The sequence below is a fragment of the Modestobacter sp. VKM Ac-2985 genome, from assembly GCF_026967925.1.
Classification (GTDB): domain Bacteria; phylum Actinomycetota; class Actinomycetes; order Mycobacteriales; family Geodermatophilaceae; genus Modestobacter.
The window spans coordinates 44997-65727 of the sequence record NZ_JAPVBI010000004.1 but is presented as its reverse complement, the minus strand read 5'-3'; the positions used below and the strand labels follow the sequence as shown (position 1 = coordinate 65727).

General features: G+C 73.6%; 17 protein-coding genes and 1 tRNA gene. 3 read left to right on the top strand and 15 right to left on the bottom strand.

Annotation, left to right across the window (positions count from 1 at the left end):
- Positions 1–37: 37 nt before the first annotated feature.
- Positions 38–1045, bottom strand: coding sequence for a D-2-hydroxyacid dehydrogenase (locus O2V61_RS22145; protein ID WP_269185444.1), 1008 nt, complete (start codon positions 1043–1045; stop codon positions 38–40).
- Positions 1046–1332: 287 nt separating this feature from the next.
- On the opposite strand from O2V61_RS22145, the gene O2V61_RS22140 reads away from it, so the two are divergent.
- Positions 1333–2361, top strand: coding sequence for a LacI family DNA-binding transcriptional regulator (locus O2V61_RS22140; RefSeq protein ID WP_269185443.1), 1029 nt, complete (start codon positions 1333–1335; stop codon positions 2359–2361).
- 12 nt (positions 2362–2373) lie between these two features.
- Here the strand turns inward: O2V61_RS22140 and O2V61_RS22135 are convergent, their stop codons facing one another.
- Positions 2374–3156: an alpha/beta fold hydrolase gene (locus tag O2V61_RS22135; protein WP_269185442.1), complete on the bottom strand. Its 783-nt coding sequence runs from the start codon at positions 3154–3156 to the stop codon at positions 2374–2376.
- Positions 3157–3393: 237 nt separating this feature from the next.
- On the opposite strand from O2V61_RS22135, the gene O2V61_RS22130 reads away from it, so the two are divergent.
- Positions 3394–4278 carry an NAD(P)-dependent oxidoreductase gene (locus O2V61_RS22130; RefSeq protein WP_269185441.1) on the top strand — a complete coding sequence of 295 codons (885 nt, stop codon included), beginning with the start codon at positions 3394–3396 and terminating at the stop codon, positions 4276–4278.
- Between the two features lie 101 nt (positions 4279–4379).
- Here the strand turns inward: O2V61_RS22130 and O2V61_RS22125 are convergent, their stop codons facing one another.
- The 4 genes from O2V61_RS22125 to O2V61_RS22110 all read right to left on the bottom strand — a co-directional run bounded on the left by O2V61_RS22125 (position 4380) and on the right by O2V61_RS22110 (position 10852).
- Positions 4380–6605 carry a malate synthase G gene (locus tag O2V61_RS22125; RefSeq protein ID WP_269185440.1) on the bottom strand — a complete coding sequence of 742 codons (2226 nt, stop codon included), beginning with the start codon at positions 6603–6605 and terminating at the stop codon, positions 4380–4382.
- 103 nt (positions 6606–6708) lie between these two features.
- Positions 6709–8133 carry a (Fe-S)-binding protein gene (locus O2V61_RS22120; protein WP_269185439.1) on the bottom strand — a complete coding sequence of 475 codons (1425 nt, stop codon included), beginning with the start codon at positions 8131–8133 and terminating at the stop codon, positions 6709–6711.
- Positions 8130–9341, bottom strand: a complete 1212-nt coding sequence (locus tag O2V61_RS22115; protein WP_269185438.1) for an FAD-binding oxidoreductase — start codon at positions 9339–9341, stop codon at positions 8130–8132. Before O2V61_RS22115 ends, O2V61_RS22120 begins: the two co-directional genes overlap by 4 nt.
- Positions 9342–9343: 2 nt before the next feature.
- On the bottom strand, positions 9344–10852 hold the full coding sequence (locus O2V61_RS22110) for an FAD-linked oxidase C-terminal domain-containing protein (RefSeq protein ID WP_269185437.1): 1509 nt from the start codon (positions 10850–10852) through the stop codon (positions 9344–9346).
- Between the two features lie 241 nt (positions 10853–11093).
- Between O2V61_RS22110 and O2V61_RS22105 the strand changes: the two genes are divergently transcribed.
- Entirely contained in the window at positions 11094–11648 is a 555-nt protein-coding gene (locus O2V61_RS22105) for a TetR/AcrR family transcriptional regulator (RefSeq protein ID WP_269185436.1), read from the top strand.
- Positions 11649–11655: 7 nt separating this feature from the next.
- Here the strand turns inward: O2V61_RS22105 and O2V61_RS22100 are convergent, their stop codons facing one another.
- The 9 genes from O2V61_RS22100 to xylA form a co-directional block, all read right to left on the bottom strand.
- Complete coding sequence (locus O2V61_RS22100; protein ID WP_269185435.1) at positions 11656–12669, bottom strand: SDR family NAD(P)-dependent oxidoreductase; 1014 nt, start codon at positions 12667–12669, stop codon at positions 11656–11658.
- A 380-nt stretch (positions 12670–13049) separates the two neighbouring features.
- A tRNA-Pro gene (locus O2V61_RS22095) sits at positions 13050–13123 on the bottom strand.
- A 75-nt stretch (positions 13124–13198) separates the two neighbouring features.
- Positions 13199–14581, bottom strand: coding sequence for a ribosome biogenesis GTPase Der (gene der, locus O2V61_RS22090; RefSeq protein WP_269185434.1), 1383 nt, complete (start codon positions 14579–14581; stop codon positions 13199–13201).
- Positions 14578–15261 carry a (d)CMP kinase gene (cmk, locus tag O2V61_RS22085; protein WP_269185433.1) on the bottom strand — a complete coding sequence of 228 codons (684 nt, stop codon included), beginning with the start codon at positions 15259–15261 and terminating at the stop codon, positions 14578–14580. Before cmk ends, der begins: the two co-directional genes overlap by 4 nt.
- Complete coding sequence (gene aroH / locus O2V61_RS22080) at positions 15258–15620, bottom strand: chorismate mutase (protein WP_269185432.1); 363 nt, start codon at positions 15618–15620, stop codon at positions 15258–15260. Before aroH ends, cmk begins: the two co-directional genes overlap by 4 nt.
- A 109-nt stretch (positions 15621–15729) precedes the next feature.
- Positions 15730–16647, bottom strand: a complete 918-nt coding sequence (locus O2V61_RS22075) for an aldose 1-epimerase family protein (protein WP_269185431.1) — start codon at positions 16645–16647, stop codon at positions 15730–15732.
- Complete coding sequence (locus O2V61_RS22070) at positions 16644–17711, bottom strand: ABC transporter ATP-binding protein (RefSeq protein ID WP_269185430.1); 1068 nt, start codon at positions 17709–17711, stop codon at positions 16644–16646. Before O2V61_RS22070 ends, O2V61_RS22075 begins: the two co-directional genes overlap by 4 nt.
- Positions 17712–17815: 104 nt before the next feature.
- Positions 17816–19237: a xylulokinase gene (xylB, locus tag O2V61_RS22065; protein WP_269185429.1), complete on the bottom strand. Its 1422-nt coding sequence runs from the start codon at positions 19235–19237 to the stop codon at positions 17816–17818.
- Positions 19238–19274: 37 nt separating this feature from the next.
- Positions 19275–20465 (bottom strand): xylose isomerase, encoded by a 1191-nt coding sequence (gene xylA / locus O2V61_RS22060; protein WP_269185428.1) that lies wholly within the window; start codon positions 20463–20465, stop codon positions 19275–19277.
- Positions 20466–20731 lie beyond the last annotated feature (266 nt).

The following is a 20731-nucleotide window of genomic DNA, read 5'->3' as shown; positions in this document are numbered from 1 at the left end:
TCGGGGCACGGCCGCGCCGCCGTTGCGGCGCGGCCGGCTAGCGGGGGGTGTAGACGTCGCGCGGGGTGAGCGCGTTCAGCAGCGGCTCGCCGCTGCGGTACCGCCGGATGTTCTCCACGATCACCTCGATCGACCGGGCGGTGCGGTCGGGCAGTCGGGGGGTCATGTGCGGGGTGAGCAGGACGTTGGGCGCGTCCCACAGCGAGGACTCCGGCGGCAGCGGCTCGGGGTCGGCGACGTCGAGGCCGGCGCCGGCGATGGCGCCGCTGTGCAGCGCCGCCACCAGCGCGTCCTGGTCGACGATGCCGCCGCGGGCCAGGTTGATGAGGTAGGCGCTGGACTTCATCCGCTCGAACTGCTCGGTGGAGAAGAGGTGGTGCGTCTCGTCGCTCAGGTGGGCGGCGAGCATGATCACGTCGGACTCCTCGAGCAGCGGGTCCAGGGTGTCCCCGGCATCCGTGGCGAGCAGCCGGTCCACGCCGGGAGCGTCCTCGTCGGCCCGGCGGCGGTAGGCGATCACCCGCATGCCGAAGGCCTTGCCCAGCAGCGCCATCGCCCGGCCGGTCTTGCCGAACCCGACGATCCCCAGGGTCTTGCCGTACAGCGCCAGCCGGTTCTCGTAGCCGACAGGACCCCGCCACTGACGGGTGGACTGCATCTCCAGGAGCCCGCGCGCGTCGAAGCTGAGCGCCAGGGCGAAGTAGAAGGCGTGCTGGGCCAGCGCCGGGGCGGAGCGACCGGCGGACCCGGTGACGACGAGGCCCTTCTCGAAGACCTCCGGCCGGGCCGACCGGGTGAGGCCGGCGTGGTCGCAGTGGACCCAGCGGAGCTCCGGCGCCGCCAGGTGACGTTCGTCGAGGTCACCCCAGAGCACCGCCACGTCGGCCTTCTCCAGCGCACGGGCGATGCCCTCGGTGTCGCCTGGGCTGAGGTGGAGGAACTCCGCCGGCGCGAAGGCGCGACGCAGTTGTTCCACCTCGTCGGGCTGGAAGAAGACCGTCGCGAGGACGGTCCGGATGTCGCGCGGGCCTGGACCAGCATCCACCGGGGACGACTCCTCTGACTCGGGTTCCCCACCGGCACGGAACGCCGGAACGGGATGTCCGAAGCCGAGTGTGGCAACTGTCACACGAGCCTGTCAACCGGTTGCCAATCTGTGACTGAACAGCCCGCGGCACCTGCCGTGCCGGGTGGAGTCCGCCATCTGGACATCCGCAACCGGATGCCAGATCGGTATGCTCGCCCCCGGCCCGACGATCGGGCCGACCTCCGAGTGCGCATGCCGCCGGGCGTCCCGTGTCGTGCGGGCCCGAGCGGCCGGGACGGACGGGTGTGACGGAGAGACAGAACGGCACCGGGACGTCGGCCGGCCGCGCGCGCGGACCCGTCACGATCTACGACGTCGCCCGCCTGAGCGGGGTCAGTCCCTCGACCGTCTCCCGCGCGTTGAACAACCCCGGGCGACTGAGCGCCGACACCGAGAAGCGGATCCGCGAGGTCGCCGACGCGGTCGGTTACCGCCTCAACCCGATGGCGCGAGCGCTGCCGACCGGCCGGACGCACACGGTCGGCCTGATCCTGTCCGACATCACCAACCCGGTGTACTTCGACCTGGTGCGCGGGGTCGAACGGGTGGCAGCCGGTCGCGGCTACATCCTCATCCTCGCCGAGTCCCAGGAGTCGGCCGACCTCGAGAACGAGACGGCACAGCGCCTCCTGGCCTCCGTCGACGGCCTCGTCCTCGTCGCCACCCGGCTGGACAACGCCGACATCCGAGCCCTGGCCGAGCGCAAGCCGCTGTTCGTGGTGAACCGCAAGGTCCGTGGCATCCCGGGCGTGGTCCCGGACGTCGTCCCGGGCATCCGCGCCGCGCTCGACCACCTCGCCGAGCAGGGACACCGGTCGATCGCCTACCTGGCCGGCCCCTCGGGTTCGTGGATGAGCCGACTGCGCGGCCGCACGCTCGCCGCGGCTGCCGGTGAGCGAGGCATGACGATCGTGGAGATCGGGCCGGGCGAGCCCACGCTGCAGGGCGGACAAGCCGCACTGCAGAGCATCCGCGACTCCGGCGCGACGGCCGTGCTCGCCTACAACGACCTCATGGCCACCGGGCTGCTCAAGGCCTGCCGGGACGGCGGCGTCCGGGTGCCCGAGGAGCTCAGCGTGATCGGCTTCGACGACATCTTCGGCTCCGACTTCACCTCTCCCCCGCTCACCACGATCCGCACCCCGCTCGGCCTGGTCGGCGACGAGGCCGCCCGCCGGCTCATCGCGGCCGTGGAGAAGGGCGAGGAGGGACGCCGCACACCGCTGGCGACCGAGTTCGTGCTCCGCGGCTCCACCGCGCCCCCGCGCGGCTGACCCCCGCCCCCGTCAGGCGGGGTGCGCGGTCGCGTGACCGGCGATCAGCCGCGCGACCTCGGCGGGCTCGGCCACCGGCGCCAGGTGCGCCGCCCCCCGGACGACCGCCAGCCGCGCCCCGGGCACGGCACGGGCGATCAGCTCCTGGTCGGTGACCGGGTTGGCGGTGTCCGCCTCGCCGCCGACCACCAGGGTGGGCACCGTGATGCGGGGCAGGTCGTCCCGCACGTCGGCATCGGCCAGGACGTCGCCGGCGTGGGCGTACCCCGCGGCGTCCGTGGTCGCGAGCATCTCCCGGTAGCGGGCGAGCACGTCCGGCCGCCGCTCCTGGAAGTCCTGGGTGAACCAGCGGTCCATGACCATCGGCACGATCGGGGCGATGCCCTCGTCCCGCACGAGCCGGCACCGGTCGACCCAGACCTCCCGGGAGAACCGGGCGGCGCAGCACATCGCGGTGACGGACAGCAGCCGCTCGGGTCGCCGGGCGGCGGTGCGCAGGGCGACGAGCCCACCGAGGGAGATGCCGGCGAGGTGCACCCGCTCCGTCCCGACCTCGTCGAGCACGCCGACGACGTCGTCCACGAGGTCGTCGAGGGAGAACGGCTCCCGGGCCGCCGGACCACCCCGGTCCCGCTGGTCGAACCGGACGACGTCGAAACGCTCGGCGAGCGCCGGGACGACGTCGTCCCACATCGCCGTGGTCGTGGCCAGCGAGTTGACCAGGACCACGGTGCCGGCCGCGCCGGAGGGGTCGCTCGTCCGGGTCACCAGGACCCCGGTGTAGCCGATGCTCATCGCACTGCCTCCTCCGGCGCCCGCCACGAGGCACCTGCCGTCGCTGCTCTCCCGGGGTGCTCCGGATCCGGCCGCCGACGCCACGAGACGTTCGCCGCCCGCGACCCTGGCGGGTTCCGGTGCTCCCGGCTAGCGTAGCTGACAACCGGTTGCCAACCACGGGTCGCCCTCCTGGCAGCCCGTCCCACCACCACCCCGCGCCCCGCAGGGCAACCAGCGCGGGAGAGGAGCCTGACGTTGAGCTCGATCACCTTCATCGGCCTGGGCATCATGGGTCTCCCCATGGCCCGCAACCTGGCCCGGGCCGGGCACGACGTGACCGGGGTGGTGCGCTCCGACCGTGGTCGGGCCCGCGCCGCGGAGGCAGGTCTGGCGGCCACCGATGACGCCGTCGAGGCGGCGAAGGCCGCCGACGTCGTCATCACGATGCTGCCGGACTCACCCGACGTCCGTTCGGTCGTCAGCACGATCGGTCCGCACCTCCGCGAAGGGGCGCTGCTCGTCGACATGAGCACGATCGACCCCGTCGCCACCCGCGACATCCGCGCCGAGGCGCTGCCCGGCACCGTGGCGATGCTCGATGCCCCGGTGAGCGGTGGCGAGGCGGGCGCGATCGACGGCGTCCTGTCGATCATGGTCGGCGGGGACGCGGCCGACGTCGAGCGGGCCCGCCCCCTGTTCGAGGTGATGGGGACGACCGTCGTGCACGTGGGCCCGCTGGGCTCCGGGCAGGTGGTGAAGGCGGCGAACCAGCTGATCGTCGCGGGCAACATCCAGATGGTCGCGGAGGCCGTCGTCTTCCTGCGCGCCCAGGGGGCCGACCTGACGTCCGCGTTGCAGGTGATCGGCGGTGGCCTGGCCGGGAGCACCGTCCTGGAGCGCAAGCGCCAGGCGTTCCTCGACGGCTCGTTCACGCCGGGCTTCCGCCTCGCCCTGCACGCCAAGGACCTGGGGATCGTGCAGAACAGCGCGGCCGCCGAGGGGCTCGCACTCCCGCTGACCGCGGCCGTCACCCAGCTCGTGCGTGCGCTCGTCGCGCGGGGCGACGGCGAGCTGGACCACTCGGCGCTGCTCAAGCTCGCGCAGGAGCTGAACGGGCAGGACGGCAGCACCACCAGCTGACGGACGGGGCCGGGCACGGACTGGTGTCCGTGCCCGGCCCCGTCGTCGGTCCGGCTGGGTGCGGAGCCCGCCGGTCCCCGTGGGGACCGGCGGGCCGCAGGTCAGGGCGCCGGGCTCGGCGCCTCGTCGTCGAGCACCGCGCTGCGGGTCGTCGACTCCTGGCCGGGGTCGGCCTGCTTGGCCCGCTGCCGCCAGACCGTCAGCGCGCGCTCGGTGTAGCCGTTGGGCTCCCGGCGCCCGGAGAAGACGAGGTCCAGGGCCGCCTGGAACGACGGGCTGGCGTCCAGGTCGGCGCTCATCGGCTGGTAGCCCGGCTCACCGGCGTTCTGCTCGTCCACCAGGCCGGCCATCCGGGCGAAGGTCGCCCGGACCTGCGCCTCGTCGACGATCCCGTGGTGCAGCCAGTTGGCGATCTGCTGGCTGGAGATCCGCAGGGTGGCGCGGTCCTCCATCAGACCGGCGCCCTCCAGGTCGGGCACGGTGGAGCAACCGATCCCCAGGCCGACCCAACGGACCACGTAGCCGAGGATGGACTGCGCGTTGGTCTCCAGCTCGTGGTCCCGCTGGTCCGCCGAGAGGTCGGCGCGGTCGGCCAGCACCGGCGGCACCAGCAGGTCGCGACGGTCGGCGAGCGGGCGCCCGCTCAGCTCCTGCTGCACCGCGCGGACGTCGGTCTCCAGGTAGTGCAGCGCGTGCAGGGTCGCCGCGGTCGGCGAGGGCACCCAGGCGGTGTTCGCACCGGCCCGCGGGTGCCCGCCCTTGGTGTCGAGCATCTCCCGCATGGCGGCGGGCTTGGCCCACATCCCCTTGCCGATCTGCGCCTGCCCGGCGAACCCGGCCCGCAGCGCCACGTCGACGTTGCGGTCCTCGTACGTGGTCAGCCAGGTGGAGGTCTTCTGGTCGCCCTTGGGCACCACCGGCCCGGCCTCGAAGTCGGTGTGGATCTCATCGCCGGTGCGGTCCAGGAAGCCGGTGTTGACGAAGATGACCCGGTCGGCGGCGCGGGCGATGCAGGCCTCGAGGTTGACCGAGGTCCGCTTCTCCTCGTCCATGATCCCGATCTTGAGGGTCCGCGGCTCCATGCCCAGCGCCTCCTCCACCGCGGCGAACAGCTCCACCGAGAGCGAGACCTCGTCGGGGCCGTGCATCTTCGGCTTGACGATGTAGACGCTGCCGGCCCGCGTGTGGGTGTAGCGCGCCAGGCCGCGCAGGTCGTGCAGCGCGGCGACGGCGGAGACCAGGACGTCCAGGACCTCCTCCAGCACCGGCTCGCCGTCGGGGGTCCGGACGGCGTCCAGGCGCATGTGGTGTCCGACGTTGCGGACCAGGAGCAGCGACCGGCCGGGGAGGACCAGCTCCTCGCCGTCCGCGCCGACGTAGCTGCGGTCGCCGTGGAGGCTGCGCGTCACCTCGCGCCCCTCCTTGCCGAAGGTCGCCGTCAGCTCGCCGGTGCGCAGCCCGAGCCAGGTCCGGTAGGCGCCGACCTTGTCCGGGCCGTCGACCGTGGCGACCGAGTCCTCCAGGTCCACGATGGTGCTGACCGCGGACTCCAGCACGGCATCGGAGACGCCGGCGTGGTGCTGACCGCCGACCTTCGTCGACGGGTCGACGGTGAGCTCGAGGTGCAGCCCGTTGCGGCGCAGCAGGACCGCCGCGGCCCGGTCGCCCTCCCCCGGCCGGTGGCCGGCGAACTGGGCGGGGTCGGCCAGCCCGGTCGTGCCTGCGTCGGTGTCGACGACGAGCTCCCCCGGCGCGGTCACCCGGTAGGCGACGGCGGCGGCGTGACTGCCCTCGGCGAGCGGGAAGTGGCGGTCGAGCAGCCGGTCGGCCTCGGCGATGACCTGCGCACCTCGCCGTTCGTCGTAGCCGCGGGCGAGCTCGTGGTCCAGCGGCAGCGCGTCGGTCCCGTAGAGGGCGTCGAACAGCGACCCCCAGCGCGCGTTCGCGGCGTTGAGGGCGTACCGCGGCACGGTCGCCGGCACGACGAGCTGCGGCCCGGCGACCTCGGCGATCTCCCGGTCGACGCGCTCGACCCGGACGGTCGGCTCCTCCTGCGGCAGCAGGTACCCGATCTCGGTGAGGAAGGCCTCCAGCGCCGCCACGTCACCGGCACCGTGCTCGCGGTGCCAGGCGTCGATCTGCTCCTGGAGGTCGTCCCGGCGGCTCAGCAGCTCCGCGACCCGCCCGCCGAACCGCTGCTGGAGGTCCGCGACCGTCCCCCAGAACCACGCCGGCTCCAGGTCCAGGCCGACGAGCAGCTCCTCGGCCACGAAGTCCCGCAACACCGGGTCGACCTGCAGGCCACCGGTTCCCTGTGCATCGCTCACGCTTCCCACTTCCATCTCTCCGTCATCCCGGGACCGTGGTCCCGCTGGTCGATCTGCTGGTGCAGGGCGCGCTGTCGAGCGGGGCCCTGCGGACGAGCATGGCTCAGAAGGTGCCTGGCTCGCTGGTCCGGGCGTCGAGGGCGGGCCGGCCCCGGCTCCCGGCGGCCGCGACCGGGTCGACCCCCCGGATGGAGGCGTCCAGCAGCTCGACCGGGTGGAACATGGGCAGTTCCCCCGGCCAGTAGCGGCGGATCTGCAGCAGGCAGCCGGGGTTGGCCGTGGCCAGCGCGTCCGGCTGGACCGACAGCACGTGCTCGACCTTGCGCCGGCCGAGCTCCTCCGCGGGCTCCGGGTTGACCAGGTTGTAGATGCCGGCCGAGCCGCAGCAGATCTCCGCCTCGGGGATGTCGGTGACCTGCAGGCCCGGGATGCTCCGCAGCACCTCCCGCGGCTGGCTGCGCACCCCCTGGGCGTGACCCAGGTGGCAGGCGTCGTGGTAGGCGACCCGGGCCTCGATCGGGTGCCGTGGTGCGACCGGCTCCAGCTCGGCCAGCAGCTCGGAGACGTCGCGCACCTTGGCGGAGAAGGCGGCGGCCCGCTCGGCGTACTCCGGGTCGTCCCGCAGCAGCCGGCCGTACTCCTTGAGGCTGGAGCCGCACCCGGCCACGTTCGAGACGATCGTGTCGACCTCGGCGTCGGCGAACGCGTCGATCAGCTCGCGTGCCCGCTGCAGCGCCTCGGGCTCCCGGCCGGCGTGCTCGCTCAGGGCGCCACAGCACCGCTGGGACGCCGGCGCGACCACCTCGCACCCCTCCGCGGTGAGCACGCGGACGGTGGCCTGGTTGACGTCGGCGAAGAAGACCCGCTGCACGCAGCCGGTGAGGAAGCCGACCCGGCGCCGCGTCGTCCCCACCGCCGGCGTGACCGCCGGGGTGCGGGTCGCGAGGTGCCGCAGCTGTGCAGGCGGCATCAGCGCCTCGACCGCCTGCAGCCGCGCGGGCAGCAGCCTGATCGCTCCCGTGCGGTGCACCAGGCTGCGCACGCCCAGCCGCCGGTACAGCTCCCCGAGGACGGCGGCCACCCGCAGGCGGCTCGGGTACGGGAAGAGGATGAAGATCATCCCGCGGAAGAGCCGGTCCGGCAGCGAGCGCCGGTGGTTGCGCTCGAGCTGCGGCCGGACCGCCTCGATGAGCTTGTCGTACTGCACCCCGGAGGGGCAGGCGGTGACGCAGGCCATGCAGCCCAGGCAGGCGTCGAAGTGCTGCGCGTAGGTGTCGTCGAGCTCGACCGCGCCCTCCTTGCCCATCTTCATCAGGTGGATGCGGCCGCGCGGGGAGTCCATCTCCTCGCCCCAGAGGGCGTAGGTCGGGCAGGTGGGCAGGCAGAAGCCGCAGTGCACGCAGTCGGAGATGAGCTCGTCGGCGGGCGGGTGGTGCTCGTCGAAGATGCCGGAGCCCTGTCCGGCGGCGGCGAGCGCGTCGACCTCCGGGTGCAGATCGGCCTGGGAGGTGGGATCGGGGGAGGTCATGTCGCGGAGTCCTCTCCGGCAGTCGGGGACGGCAGCCACGAGCCGAGGCGGCCCGGGGCGCACCGCCCCTGGGGGTCGAGCCGTCGGTGCAGGTCGCGCAGCAGGCTGACCGAGGACGGGGGTGGGCCGAGCGCATCGAGTCCGCCGTCGACGGCCGCCGGGCGATCGCGCAGCAGCACCGTCCCGCCCTGCGCCTGCACCCGCTCCCGCCAGTCGGTCACCGCGGAGCCGACCGCCGCGGGGGCCCCGTCGAAGCGGGCGGTGTGCAGCCCCAGGGCCGGCTGCGAGGCGAAGCGGGTGCGCACGCCGGACGCCTCGCCCGCCTGCACGAGCGCCCGGGCGACGTCCGCGGTGGCGCTGGGGCGTGAGCCGGCGCCGACGACCGTCGTGCCGTCCTCCGCACGGCGTTCCCCCACCAGCCGCAGCCAGACGTCGTCCTCGGCCGACCCGGTGTGCCAGCCGGCACCCGCACCGAGCAGGTCCAGCACCGCCGGGCGCCGGGCGGCCACGCCGTCCTCGGTGCCCTCGAACCGGACGGCGAGCAGACCGCCGTCGACGTCCGCCCAGTCCACGGCGGCCGGCTCCAGCGCCGAGGCGCGCAGCCGCAGGGCCAGGTCGACGGCGGGTCCGATCGGCACGGGCGCGGTCACCGTCGCACTGGCGCTGGGCAACGGGTGGAGCCGGAGCACGACCTCGGCGACCAGGCCCAGCGTCCCCAGGGAGCCGTACAGGAGCTTGGGCAGGTCGTAGCCGGCGACGTTCTTGATCACCGTCCCGCCACCCCGGGCCACGAGGCCGTCCGACAGCACGAGGGTCACCCCGATGACGAGGTCGCGCAGGGCTCCGTAGCGCAGCCGGCGCGGCCCCGAGTCACCCGTGGCGAGCAGACCGCCCACGGTCGCCCCGGCGGCCTCGGTGTCGGGATCGAGGGCGAGCCACTGTCCCGCCCCACCGAGGAGCGTCTGCAGGTCGCGCAACGGCAGGCCGGCGCCGACGGCGACCGTCATGTCGGAGGGGTTGTGGGCGAGCACCTGCGCCAGGCCACCGGTCTCGACGACCAGGGCCGCCTGGTCGGGGCGTCCCGCCCAGGCCTGCTTGGTCCCGGCACCCCGGAACACCACGGGGCCGGTGGAACCGCGGAGGAGCTCCGCGGCCTCGGCCACCGATCCCGGCCGTTCGACGACGCCGGTGCCGTGGGTCTGCGTCACGCTCACATCCGCTCGATCAGGCCCGCTGCCTCCAGCGGGTGGGGTCGGTAGGGCCCGGGGCGCTCCCCGCAGAGCCGCGGCGTCGGCAGCACCTTGCCGGGGTTGCAGATGCCCTGCGGGTCGAACGCGGCACGGACCCGGGCCATGACCGTGAGGTCCTCGGGCCCGAACATCGCCGTCATCGAGCAGGCCTTGTCGCTGCCGACGCCGTGCTCGCCGGTGATCGACCCGCCCTGCTCCACGCACAGCTCGACGATGGCGGTGGCCAGGTGCTCGGCTCGCTCGGCCTCGCCGGCCACCGCGCCGTTGTAGAGGACCAGGGGGTGCAGGTTCCCGTCGCCGGCGTGGAACACGTTGGCCACGCGCAGGCCGGCCGCGTCCGACATCTCCCGGATCCGGGTCAGGGTGCTCCCGAGCTTGGTCCGCGGGATCACGCCGTCCTGCACGAAGTAGTCCGGGCTGATCCGGCCCATCGCCGCGAAGGCGGCCTTGCGGCCCTTCCAGATGCGGGCGCGCTCCCCCGCGTCGTCGGCGATCCGGATGTTGGTGCTGGCGTTGGCGCGGCAGATCTCCTGGACCCGCTGGAACTCCTCGTCCACCTCGGCGCCCACGCCGTCCAGCTCCACCACCAGCGCAGCCGGGCAGCCGAGCGTGTAGCCGGCCTGGACGGCCTTCTCGCAGGCCTCGATGGCGAGCTCGTCGAGCATCTCCACGGCCGCGGGGATGATCCCGGCGGCGATGATGTCGCTCACCGCGTCGCCTGCGGACCCGGGGTCGGGGAAGTCGGCCACCAGGGTCCGCACGGCCTCGGGACGGCGGAGCAGCCGCACGGTGACCTCCGTGACGATGCCGAGGGTGCCCTCGGAGCCGAGGACGACGGCGCGCAGGTCCGGTCCGACCTGGTCCGGGGCGTCGCCGCCCAGGGTCACCACCTCCCCGTCCGGGCTGACGAAGGTCAGCGCCAGCACGTGGTTGGTGGTGAAGCCGTACTTCAGGCAGTGCGCGCCGCCGGAGTTCTCGGCCACGTTGCCGCCGATGGTGCAGACCACCTGGCTGGAGGGGTCCGGCGCGAAGTAGAGGTCGTGCTGGGCCACCGCGGCCGAGATCTCGGCGTTGGTCACCCCGGGCAGCACGACGGCGCGCTGGTCGGCGACGTCCACCGACCTGATCGCGCGCATCCGGGCCAGCCCGATCACGATGCCGTCGGCCACGGGCAGGGCCCCGCCGGACAGACCCGTGCCCGCACCGCGGGCCACGAACGGGACTCGGTGACGTGCGCACGCCCGGACGACGGCGGCCACCTCCTCCGTGGTCACCGGCAGCACGACCAGGGCGGGGACGACGCGGTACCCGGTCAGCCCGTCGCACTCGTACGTGCGCAGCTGGGCCGGCTCCGAGATGAGCCCTCCGGGGCCGACGGCCGCGGCGACCTCCCGGCGGAAGGCCTCGGTCACCTGACCACCGCCGGTCTGCGCCACCAGGGCCCGGTACTCCTCGGTGTACGTGGTCATCGCACCGTGCCCGTCGGTCGCGGGTCCGGGTCACCCCGGAGGAACGACGGCCCAGCCGACACGGCGGGATCGAGGGGCTGCATGACGAGCATGGTGGCAACCACCCCGGGGCGAGGACACCGATTGCCACCAGTTGCCACACAGGGCGTGACGCCCCTGCGGCACCGTCCCCGGCAGGGCCCTGGTCGCAGCGGAGCGGCCTTCGGACGATGCCGCTCGCAGCTGGCCCTAGGATCACCGGGTGGCAGCAAGGCGCTCGGGGACGCTGGTCCGCACGGCCATCCGCACCGCCGCCGGGGAGCTGTTCCGGGAGCGCGGCTACGCGAGGACGTCGGTGCGGGACATCGCCGCCCAGGCCCACGTCGACCCGGCGGTGGTGATCCGCCAGTTCGGCACGAAGGAGCTGCTGTTCCTGGAGACCGTGCACCTGTCGATCGACGACGAGCCGCTGCTCGACGTGCCGGTCGAGCAGCTCGGCCAACGCTTCATCGACCTCCTCCTGGAGGCCGACCGACCCACCCGTGGGGTCTTCCTGGCGCTGGTGCGCGGCAGCACCGAACCGGAGATCGCCGCCCGGCTGGCCGCCTCGCACGAGGCCGCCTTCGTCGCACCGCTGCGCGCCCGACTGTCCGGACCGGACGCCGACCTGCGGGCACGGCTGGCCGCGTCCCTGGTCGGCGGGCTGCTCTACGCCCTGTGGGTGGTCGGCGACGACCGGCTGGCCGCCGCCGACCGGCAGGACGTGGTGCACCGCTACGGCGCGCTGCTCCAGGAGCTGCTCACGCCGCAGCGGTGACCCGCGACTACTGGACCGACCAGCCGCCGTCGGAGGGCAGGATCGCGCCGTTGAGGTTGACCCCGTCGTCGCTGAGCAGGAACGTGATCGACGCCGCCAGCTGCTCCGCGGTCGCCACCGGCGGGATCAGCGCCATCAGCGGCGCGATGCGCCCCTGACCGAACTCCGACGCGGAGGTCGGCCGCATCCCCGTGGCCACACCACCGGGGGCGACGGCGTTCACGCGGATGCCCTGCGGCCCGTACATGAACGCAGCGCTCCGGGTCAGGCCGACCACGGCGTGCTTCGACGCGGTGTAGGCCGCCCCCGCCGCCGAGCCCCGCAGCGCCGCCTCCGAGGCGACGTTGACGATCGAGCCGCGGCCGGCGGCCAGCATCGCCGGCAGCACCGCACGCATCAGCCGGAACGAGCCGTCGACGTTGACCCGGAAGCACCGCTCCCAGACCGCGTCGGACACCTCGTGGACCGGCGTGAAGTCGTCGGCCACGCCGGCGACGTTGGCCAGCCCGTGCACCTGTCCGTTCGCGGCAGCGACGATCCGCTCGACGTCCTCGACCCGGGTGATGTCGCCGACCACCGGCGTCACACGCTCCCCCAGCTCGTCGGCGAGCGCCTGCAGTGGTTCGGCCGCCAGGTCGACCGCCACCACGGTCCCGCCCTCCCGGGCGATGCGCGAGGCGGTGGCGCGGCCGATGCCCGATGCGGCACCGGTGACGACCACCGTGCGGCCGTCGAAGCGGCCCGGCACGATCCGCTCGCGCCAGCCGGCGACCTCACCGGTGTCCTCGGGGGCGACCCCGCCGTTCGCGCGCAGCACCAGGTCGTCGACGACGTCCTGGGTGACGGCACCCTGGCTCAGCTCCACCAGCTGCTGCAGCGCGAAGCCCCGGACCGGGGTCAGCCGATCGGCGTCCATCCCGCTCTGCGCGAGCAGCCCGCGCAGCAGCTGCCCACCCTCGGGGTGGTCCAGCCAGTCGCCGACCGTGCTGTTCGCCGTGAGTGCTGCCGCTGTGCCTGCCATGGGACTCCATCCGTCGGTGCGCCCGACGGATGCGCGGGCGCGCTTCCCGGGTCAACTTAGTTGACCAAAAGTCGAGCCACCAGCCTGGGTGAGAGCCCGACCAGCTCGAGGACCGGGCCCCCGGGCCTGGCCAGGAGCCGCCGGACGCAGGCGATCGAGGACCTGCTCGCCCCCGTCGGCGCTGACCGTCGCAGTCCGCCACGGACTGCCCCGCCTGGTGCCGCTGCTGCAGTCGAGCGGCCGGGCGAGCCTCGACATGCGCCACGTGACCGTCGCTCCGGCGCTCGGCCGATGACGGGTGCAGTCCGCAAGCCCGGTTCCGTGAGCACGCAAGAGGCGGGCCGACCTGTTGGTCGACCCGCCTCTGACCTGCTCCACTGTCGGGCTGACAGGATTTGAACCTGCGACCCCTTGACCCCCAGTCAAGTGCGCTACCAAGCTGCGCTACAGCCCGAGCACCAGGTGCCTCGCGGCCCCGGATGCTGCCCGAGAAGGTTACCGCACCCGGTCCGCCGCCCCGTGGGCCGGGTCAGCCCTTGCGGTCGCGCGCCTTGCTCTCGCGGACCTTGATCGAGACGTCGATCGGCGTCCCGTGGAAGCCGAACTGCTCGCGCAGCTTCCGCTCCAGGAACCGCCGGTACCCGGCCTCCAGGAAGCCGGTGGAGAACACCACGAACCGCGGCGGCCGGATGTCCGCCTGCGTCACGTACTTGATCTTCGGGGCACGGCCACCGCGGGCCGGCGGCGGGGTCTCCTGCACCAGCGCGCGGATGAAGGTGTTGAGCTCCGCGGTGGGCACCCGGGTCTCCCAGCCGGCCAGCGCCGTCTTCAGGTGACCGGCCAGCTTGTTCACCCCGCGACCGGTGGTCGCCGAGATGTTGACCCGGGTGGCCCACTTGATCCGGGCCAGGTCGCGGTCGATCTCCTTCTCCAGCTGGGCGTGCCGGTCCTCGTCGACGTTGTCCCACTTGTTGAAGGCGATGACCAGCGCCCGCCCGGCCTCGATCACCTGGGTGATCACCCGCTGGTCCTGCTCGCTGATCACCTCGTCGGCGGCCAGCAGCACCACGGCGACCTCGGCGGCCTCGATGGCGGCCTCGGTGCGCAGGCTGGCGTAGTACTCGGTGCCGCTGGCGGTGTTGACCTTGCGGCGCAGCCCGGCGGTGTCGACGAACCGCCACTGCTCAGCGCCCAGGGTGACCAGGGAGTCGACCGGGTCGACCGTGGTGCCGGCCACCGAGTCCACGACCGAGCGCTCCTCCTTGGACAGCCGGTTGATCAGGCTGGACTTGCCGACGTTCGGACGGCCGACGAGGGCCACCCGGCGGGGGCCGCCCAGGCCCTCCTGCTCGCGGGGCGCGTCCGGCATCGCGTCCAGCACGAGGTCGAGCAGGTCACCGCTCCCCCGGCCGTGCAGTGCGCTGACCGAGAAAGGCTCACCCAGGCCCAGCGACCAGAGCTCAGCGGCGTTCGCCTCGCCCCGCTCGTCGTCCACCTTGTTGGCGACGAGGATCACCGGCGTGGTGCTGCGGCGCAGCACCCTCGCGGCGGCCAGGTCGGTCTCGGTCACGCCGACCGCGGCGTCCACGACCAGCACGATGACGTCGGCGGTCTTCATCGCGTACTCGGCCTGCCGGGCGATGGCGGCGGCCATGCCGGTCGCCTTCGGCTCCCAGCCGCCGGTGTCGACGACCGTGAAGTTCTTGCCGTTCCACAGCGCCTGGTACGGGATGCGGTCCCGGGTGACGCCCGGGATGTCCTGGACGACGGCGGCGCGACGGCCCAGGAACCGGTTGACCAGCGTCGACTTGCCGACGTTCGGGCGCCCCACGACGGCCACCACCGGGAGCGGGCCGGTGGGCTCGCCGTCGTCAGGCGTCAGGCCGCCGGGGATGTCGGTGTCCATGCTCATGCTGCTCCTACTGCAGTGCGCGCCAGGTCGAGCACACGCTCGACCACGGCATCACGGTCCAGCCCGGTGCTGTCGACGACCACGGCGTCGACAGCTGGGCGCAGCGGGCTGTCTGCCCGGCTGCTGTCGTACTCGTCGCGGCGCCGCAGGTCGGCGGCGATCTCGGCGATCTTGGTGGGGTCGGTGACCCCGAGCTGACCGGCCCGCCGCTGGGCGCGGGCCTCGGGCGCGGCGGTCAGGTAGACCTTCACGGTGGCGTCCGGCAGGACGACGGTGCCGATGTCCCGGCCCTCGACGACGACCGCATCGGCCTCGGCGACCAGCGCGCGCTGCCGGTCCACCAGCATCCGGCGCACCGCGGGGACGGCGGAGACCGGCGACACCGTACGGGTCACCTCGGCACCCCGGATCCGCGTGGCGACGTCGACGCCGTCGACCAGCACCAGCTCCGCACCGGACGCCGTCCCCACCTGGATGTCGGCGGAGGCGACGGCGCGGGTCACGGCGTCCGGATCGGTCAGGTCGACCCCGGCGTCGAGCACTGCTACGGTCGCCGCCCGGTACATGGCGCCGGTGTCCAGGTAGGCCGCACCCAGCCGGGAGGCGACGTCCCGGGCGACGCTGGACTTCCCCGTGCCCGACGGCCCGTCCAGGGTCACCTGGCCGCGGAACCCGCTCACTGTGCGATGTCCCGGCGCAGGGCGACCGCTCCGCGCAGGTACACGTGCTGCACCTCGGCGCGGCTCCGTTCCGTCTCCACGTGCGCCATCAGCCGCAGCACCCGCGGCAGCGCGTGCGGCACGGCGATCTCGGTGGCGCACATCAGCGGGACGTCGCCGAGCCCCAGCTCCCGCGCAGCCAGCGCCGGGAACTCCGACACCAGGTCGGGAGTGGCGGTGAACAGGATGCTGATCAGGTCGGCGGGGTCCAGCTCGTTGCGCGCCAGGACGGTGCTCACCAGCTCCCGGGTGGCGTCCAGGACCTCGTCCCGGTCGTCGGCTCCCACCTGGGTCGCACCGCGGATGGCTCGGACGGCCACAACACTCTCCTCGATCGATGCGGTGCACGGGTCGCCGCACACCTCGATCGAGTCTACGGAGCCCGTGCCACCTCTCCCGCTCCGGCGGCGGGAGAGGTGGTCGATCGGCTCAGCCCAGGGGCGTGAGGCCCCAGGTGGCCGTGGTGGACTCCCCCGGCTCCAGGCGGATCACCGACTCCCCGGTGGCGAAGGCGTTCGGCGGGCAGGTCATCGGCTCGACCGCCAGACCCTGCCGGCGGCGCGGCTCGGGCACCACGTCGCCGGTGAACAGCTGCAGGTGGCTGTAGGCCGCGTCCAGCCAGAGCGCAGCGCCACGCCCGTCCGGGCCGGTGAACCGCACCCAGGCCAGCCCGTCGGCGTCCCGCTCGAGGTCGGTGAAGGCGTGGTCGATGACCAGGTCCCCGACCGCCCGGCCGCCGCGCAGGTCATAGGGGGTACCGGCCACCGGCACCGAACCGGTGGGGATCCCCCGCCGGTCGGTCTCCAGCCGGGTCCGCCCCGGCGCGTCCAGCACGCAGTCGTCCACGAGCAGCCCTGGCCCGGCGGCCAGGTAGGGGTGGTGCCCCTCGCCGTAGGGCAGTGCGACCGCCCCCTCGTTGACGGCGGTCGTGGTGACCCGCAGCCCCTCGGTCGACAGCTCGTAGGCCACCTGGAGGCGCAGCGCGAACGGGTAGCCGGGCTGGGGGTGCAGCAGGTGCTCCAGCGTGATGGCGTCGCTGCTCCGGTCGACCACCTGCCAGGCCGAGAAGCGCACCAGGCCGTGGATCGCGTTGGCCTGCTCCGGCTCGGTCAGCGGCGTCCGGTGCTCCTGGCCGTCCCAGGTGTAGCAGCCGTCGGCCAGCCGGTTCGGCCAGGGCACGAGCACGTGCCCCCGGACGACGTCGGCCATCTCGTGCTCCGCGTAGCCGTCCACGAGGGCCCGGCCGGCGGCCTGGTAGGAGCGCAGCCCGCCGCCGACCTCGACCACGGTCGCCTCAGCGCCGGCGCAGCGGAGGGTGAACTGCTCTCCGGTGGGGAGGACCGTCATCCCAGACGCGCCCCGGAGTCGAGGGAGAACACGTGCACGTGGTCCGGGCGGGCCGTCAGGTGGACGACGTCACCTGCGCGCGGGGGACGACGGCCGTCGACCCGGGCGATGATCGGCTGTTCCACGTCCTCGAACAGGGCCCGGCCGTACAGGTACGCGTCTGCGCCGAGCTCCTCGACCACGTCGATCTCCACCGGCAGACCCTCGGCGGAGAGGTCGAGGTCCTCGGGACGCACCCCGAGCGTGACCCTGGGCTCGGCACCCAGCACGTCGCGCGCCACCGGCTGCACCGCCGAGCCGAACCGGACACCGCCGTCGACGACCGGCACCTCGAGCAGGTTCATCGCCGGGGAGCCGATGAAGCCGGCCACGAAGGCGTTCGCCGGTCGGTCGTAGAGCTCGCGGGGCGCACCGACCTGCATTAGCAGGCCGTCCTTCAGCACCGCGACCCGGTCGCCCATCGTCATCGCCTCGACCTGGTCGTGGGTGACGTAGACGGTGGTGATGCCCAGCCGGCGCTGCAACGACGCGATCTGGGTGCGCGTCTGCACCCGCAGCTTCGCGTCCAGGTTCGACAGCGGCTCGTCCATCAGGAACACCTGCGGCTTGCGCACGATCGCCCGACCCATCGCCACCCGCTGCCGCTGACCACCGGACAGCGCCTTCGGCTTGCGGTCCAGGTAGGGCTCCAGGTCCAGCAGCTTCGCCGCCTCGACGACCCGCTCCCGGCGCTCCTCCTTGCCCATCCCGGCGATCTTCAGCGCGAAGCCCATGTTGTCCGCGACGCTCATGTGCGGGTACAGCGCGTAGTTCTGGAAGACCATCGCGATGTCCCGGTCCTTCGGCGCCACGTCGGTCACGTCCTGGTCCCCGATGAGGATGCGACCCCCGTCGACCTCCTCCAGGCCGGCGAGCATCCGCAGCGAGGTCGACTTCCCGCAGCCCGACGGACCGACCAGCACGAGGAACTCACCGTCCTCGACCTTCAGGTCCAGCGAGTCGACCGCAGGTCGCTCGCCCCCCTGGTAGATCCGCGTCGCAGAGTCGAAGGTGACGGTGGCCATGGTGTCCTCCTACCGGCAGGAACGTGCCGGACGATCCGAGTGGGTGGTGCCGTGGACGTGGTGGTGCCGTGCATGTTCCACCGCCTCGCGGCGGCGTCGGGAGCTCACCCGCGGTCGGCGGTCATCTCCCGGACCTCGGCGTACCGCTCGCGCACGAACGGGACCGGGTCCGCCTGGTAGGTCTGCGTGCTGGTGGCGGGCCAGGTCGGCGGGGCGTCCCCACCGGCGAGCACCCACGCCGCCTGGCGGGCGGCACCGTCGGCGACGTACTCCCCCGGCGGCGGCACCAGCACCGGCACGCCGAGCACCGCAGGGGCCAGCCGGCGCACTGCCTCGGAGCGCGCGCCGCCACCGACCAGGAGCACCCGGCGCACCGGGTTGCCCTGGGCGGCGATCGCCTCGAGCCCGTCGGCCAGGCCGCACAGCAGCCCCTCCACCGCGGCGCGCGCCAGGTGCGCGGGATCGGCCGTCGACAGGGTCAGCCCGTGCAGCGCACCGGTGGCGTGCGGCTTGTCCGGCGTCCGCTCCCCCTCCAGGAAGGGGACCAGGACCAGGCCGCCGGAGCCGGCGGGCGCGGTCAGCGCCAGCCGGGACAGCTCGTCGTGGTCCACCCCGAGGAGGCGGGCCGTCGCGTCCAGCACCCGGGCGGCGTTGAGCGTGACGACCAGGGGCAGGAAGTTGCCGGTGGCGTCGGCGAACCCGGCGACGGTGCCGCTCGGGTCGGCCGACGGGGTGGTGGAGACGGTGGAGACGACACCGGAGGTGCCGATGGAGAGGACGACGTCGCCGGGCTCGGCGTTGATGCCGAGCGCCGCGGCGGCGTTGTCGCCGGTCCCCGGACCGAGGACGGCGCCGCCGTCGGCGGCGAGCGCACCCGCCGCCACGACGCCGGCCCGGTCGGCCGGGCCGAGGACACGGGGCAGCACCGGGGTGCGGCCGCCGAACGCCCGCTCCAGCAGGTCGGTCCGGTACTCCCCGGTGAACGGGGACCAGTAGCCGGTGCCGCTGGCGTCGCCCCGGTCGGTGACCAGGGCGTCCAGTCCGGACGAGCCGGCCAGCCGCCAGGTGAGCCAGTCGTGCGGGAGGCAGACCGCCGCCGTCCGGGCCGCGTTCTCCGGCTCGTGCTCGGCCAGCCAGCGCAGCTTGGTGACGGTGAACGACGCCACCGGCACCAGGCCGACGGCGTCGGCCCACGCCTGCCCGCCGCCGAGCTCGGCGGTGAGGTCGGTGGCGGCCTGGGCGGAGCGGGTGTCGTTCCACAGCAGCGCCGGACGGACGACCTCGCCGTCGGAGTCCAGGCACACCATCCCGTGCTGCTGCCCGCCGACGGCGACCGCGGCGACGTCGGCGAGGCCACCGGCCTCGTCGATCGCCGTCCGCAGCGCCGCCTCCCAGGCGGCGGGGTCGACCTCGGTGCCCTCCGGGTGGCTCGCCCTGCCCTCCCGGACCAGACGACCCGTCTCGGCGTCCCGGACGACGACCTTGCACGACTGGGTCGACGAGTCGACCCCCGCCACCAGTGTCATGACCTGCTCCTGCTGCTCTCTGCGGTCGCCGGTCAGCTCAGCGGGCGCCGAGCAGGTGCTCGATCATCAGCTGGTCGACCCGGACGACGCCCGCACCGCGCTTGGCCACGGCCTCGGCGTCGAAGTCCTCGAACGCGGAGCGGTCGGCCAGCAGGTCCTCGAAGGTCTCGCCGGCGGCGAGGGTGGGCTGGCGCAGCTCGGGCACCCGCGCAGCGGCCAGCGCCTCCTGCACCTCCGGGTCGGCCCGGAACGCCGCGGCGCGCTCCTTGAGCAGCAGGTAGGTGCGGATGTTGGCCGCGGCCGAGCGCCACACGCCGTCCATGTCCTCGGTGCGCAGCGGCTTGTAGTCGAAGTGCCGCGGGCCGTCGTAGGCCGGGGCGCCGTCGACGCCGCCGTTCTCCAGCAGGTCGACGGTGGAGAAGGCCTGCAGCAGGTCGCCGTGACCGAAGACCAGGTCCTGGTCGAACTTCGGGCCGTGCTGGCCGTTGAGGTCGATGTGGAACAGCTTGCCGGCCCACAGCGCCTCGGCGATGCCGTGGGTGAAGTTCAGGTTCGCCATCTGCTCGTGCCCGGTCTCCGGGTTCAGGCCCACCAGGTGCGAGTGCTCGAGCTTGGCGATGAAGCCCAGGGCGTGCCCGATCGTGGGCAGGAAGATGTCGCCGCGGGGCTCGTTCGGCTTGGGCTCCAGGGCGAACTTCAGGCCGTAGCCGCGGGCCTCCGAGTAGGCGGCCAGGGTGTCGATGGACTCGGCGTAGCGGTCCAGCGCGGCGATCAGGTCCTTGGCCATGTCGACCTCGGCGCCCTCACGGCCGCCCCACAGCACGTAGGTCTGCGCGCCCAGCTCGGCCGCCAGGTCCATGTTCCGCATGACCTTGCGCATCGCATAGCGACGCACTTCGCGGTCGTTGGCGGTCAGGCCACCCTCCTTGAACACCGGGTGGGTGAACAGGTTGGTGGTCACCATCGGGACGACCAGGCCGGTCTCGTCGATCGCGGCGCGGAAGCGCTTGATGTGCGCGTCCCGGGCAGCGGTGTCGCTGCCGAAGGGGATCACGTCGTCGTCGTGGAAGGTGACGCCGTAGGCACCGATCTCGGCGAGGCGGTGCACCGACTCGACGACGTCCACCGGCTCACGGGTGGCGGTGCCGAACGGGTCCGCGGCCGGCCAGCCGACGGTCCACAGGCCGAAGGTGAACTTGTCCTCGCGGGTGGGCGTGAGATCGGGCATCGGGCGGTTCCTCTCAAGGACTCTGGAGCAGGAGACGACGTCCCCGCCGGACGGCGTGGGACCGAGCCGGCGGGTGCTGCGACGGGCGATCAGTTCCTCGCCGGCGAGGACGACACCGACAGTGTCACCCCGCCGGCCGGCCGGGAGTCAGCGACCCCGATCGACCTACCGTTCCAGCAGTGCGGCCCGAAAGTTGCGGGCGGTTTTCGACAACGTAAGACGCGGTGAGTTCCGTGTCAACGGCGCCACTCGAACCCGTCAATGCG

Excerpts from the sequence above, each read along its gene's own strand:
- O2V61_RS22135 (WP_269185442.1), bottom strand. The coding sequence starts at position 3,156 with ATGAGCATCGGCTACACCGGGGTCCTGGTGACCCGGACGAGCGACCCC.
- O2V61_RS22120 (WP_269185439.1), bottom strand. The coding sequence starts at position 8,133 with ATGACCTCCCCCGATCCCACCTCCCAGGCCGATCTGCACCCGGAGGTC.
- O2V61_RS22110 (WP_269185437.1), bottom strand. The coding sequence starts at position 10,852 with ATGACCACGTACACCGAGGAGTACCGGGCCCTGGTGGCGCAGACCGGC.
- O2V61_RS22100 (WP_269185435.1), bottom strand. The coding sequence starts at position 12,669 with ATGGCAGGCACAGCGGCAGCACTCACGGCGAACAGCACGGTCGGCGAC.
- der (WP_269185434.1), bottom strand. The coding sequence starts at position 14,581 with ATGAGCATGGACACCGACATCCCCGGCGGCCTGACGCCTGACGACGGC.
- O2V61_RS22075 (WP_269185431.1), bottom strand. The coding sequence starts at position 16,647 with ATGACGGTCCTCCCCACCGGAGAGCAGTTCACCCTCCGCTGCGCCGGC.
- O2V61_RS22070 (WP_269185430.1), bottom strand. The coding sequence starts at position 17,711 with ATGGCCACCGTCACCTTCGACTCTGCGACGCGGATCTACCAGGGGGGC.
- xylB (WP_269185429.1), bottom strand. The coding sequence starts at position 19,237 with ATGACACTGGTGGCGGGGGTCGACTCGTCGACCCAGTCGTGCAAGGTC.
- xylA (WP_269185428.1), bottom strand. The coding sequence starts at position 20,465 with ATGCCCGATCTCACGCCCACCCGCGAGGACAAGTTCACCTTCGGCCTG.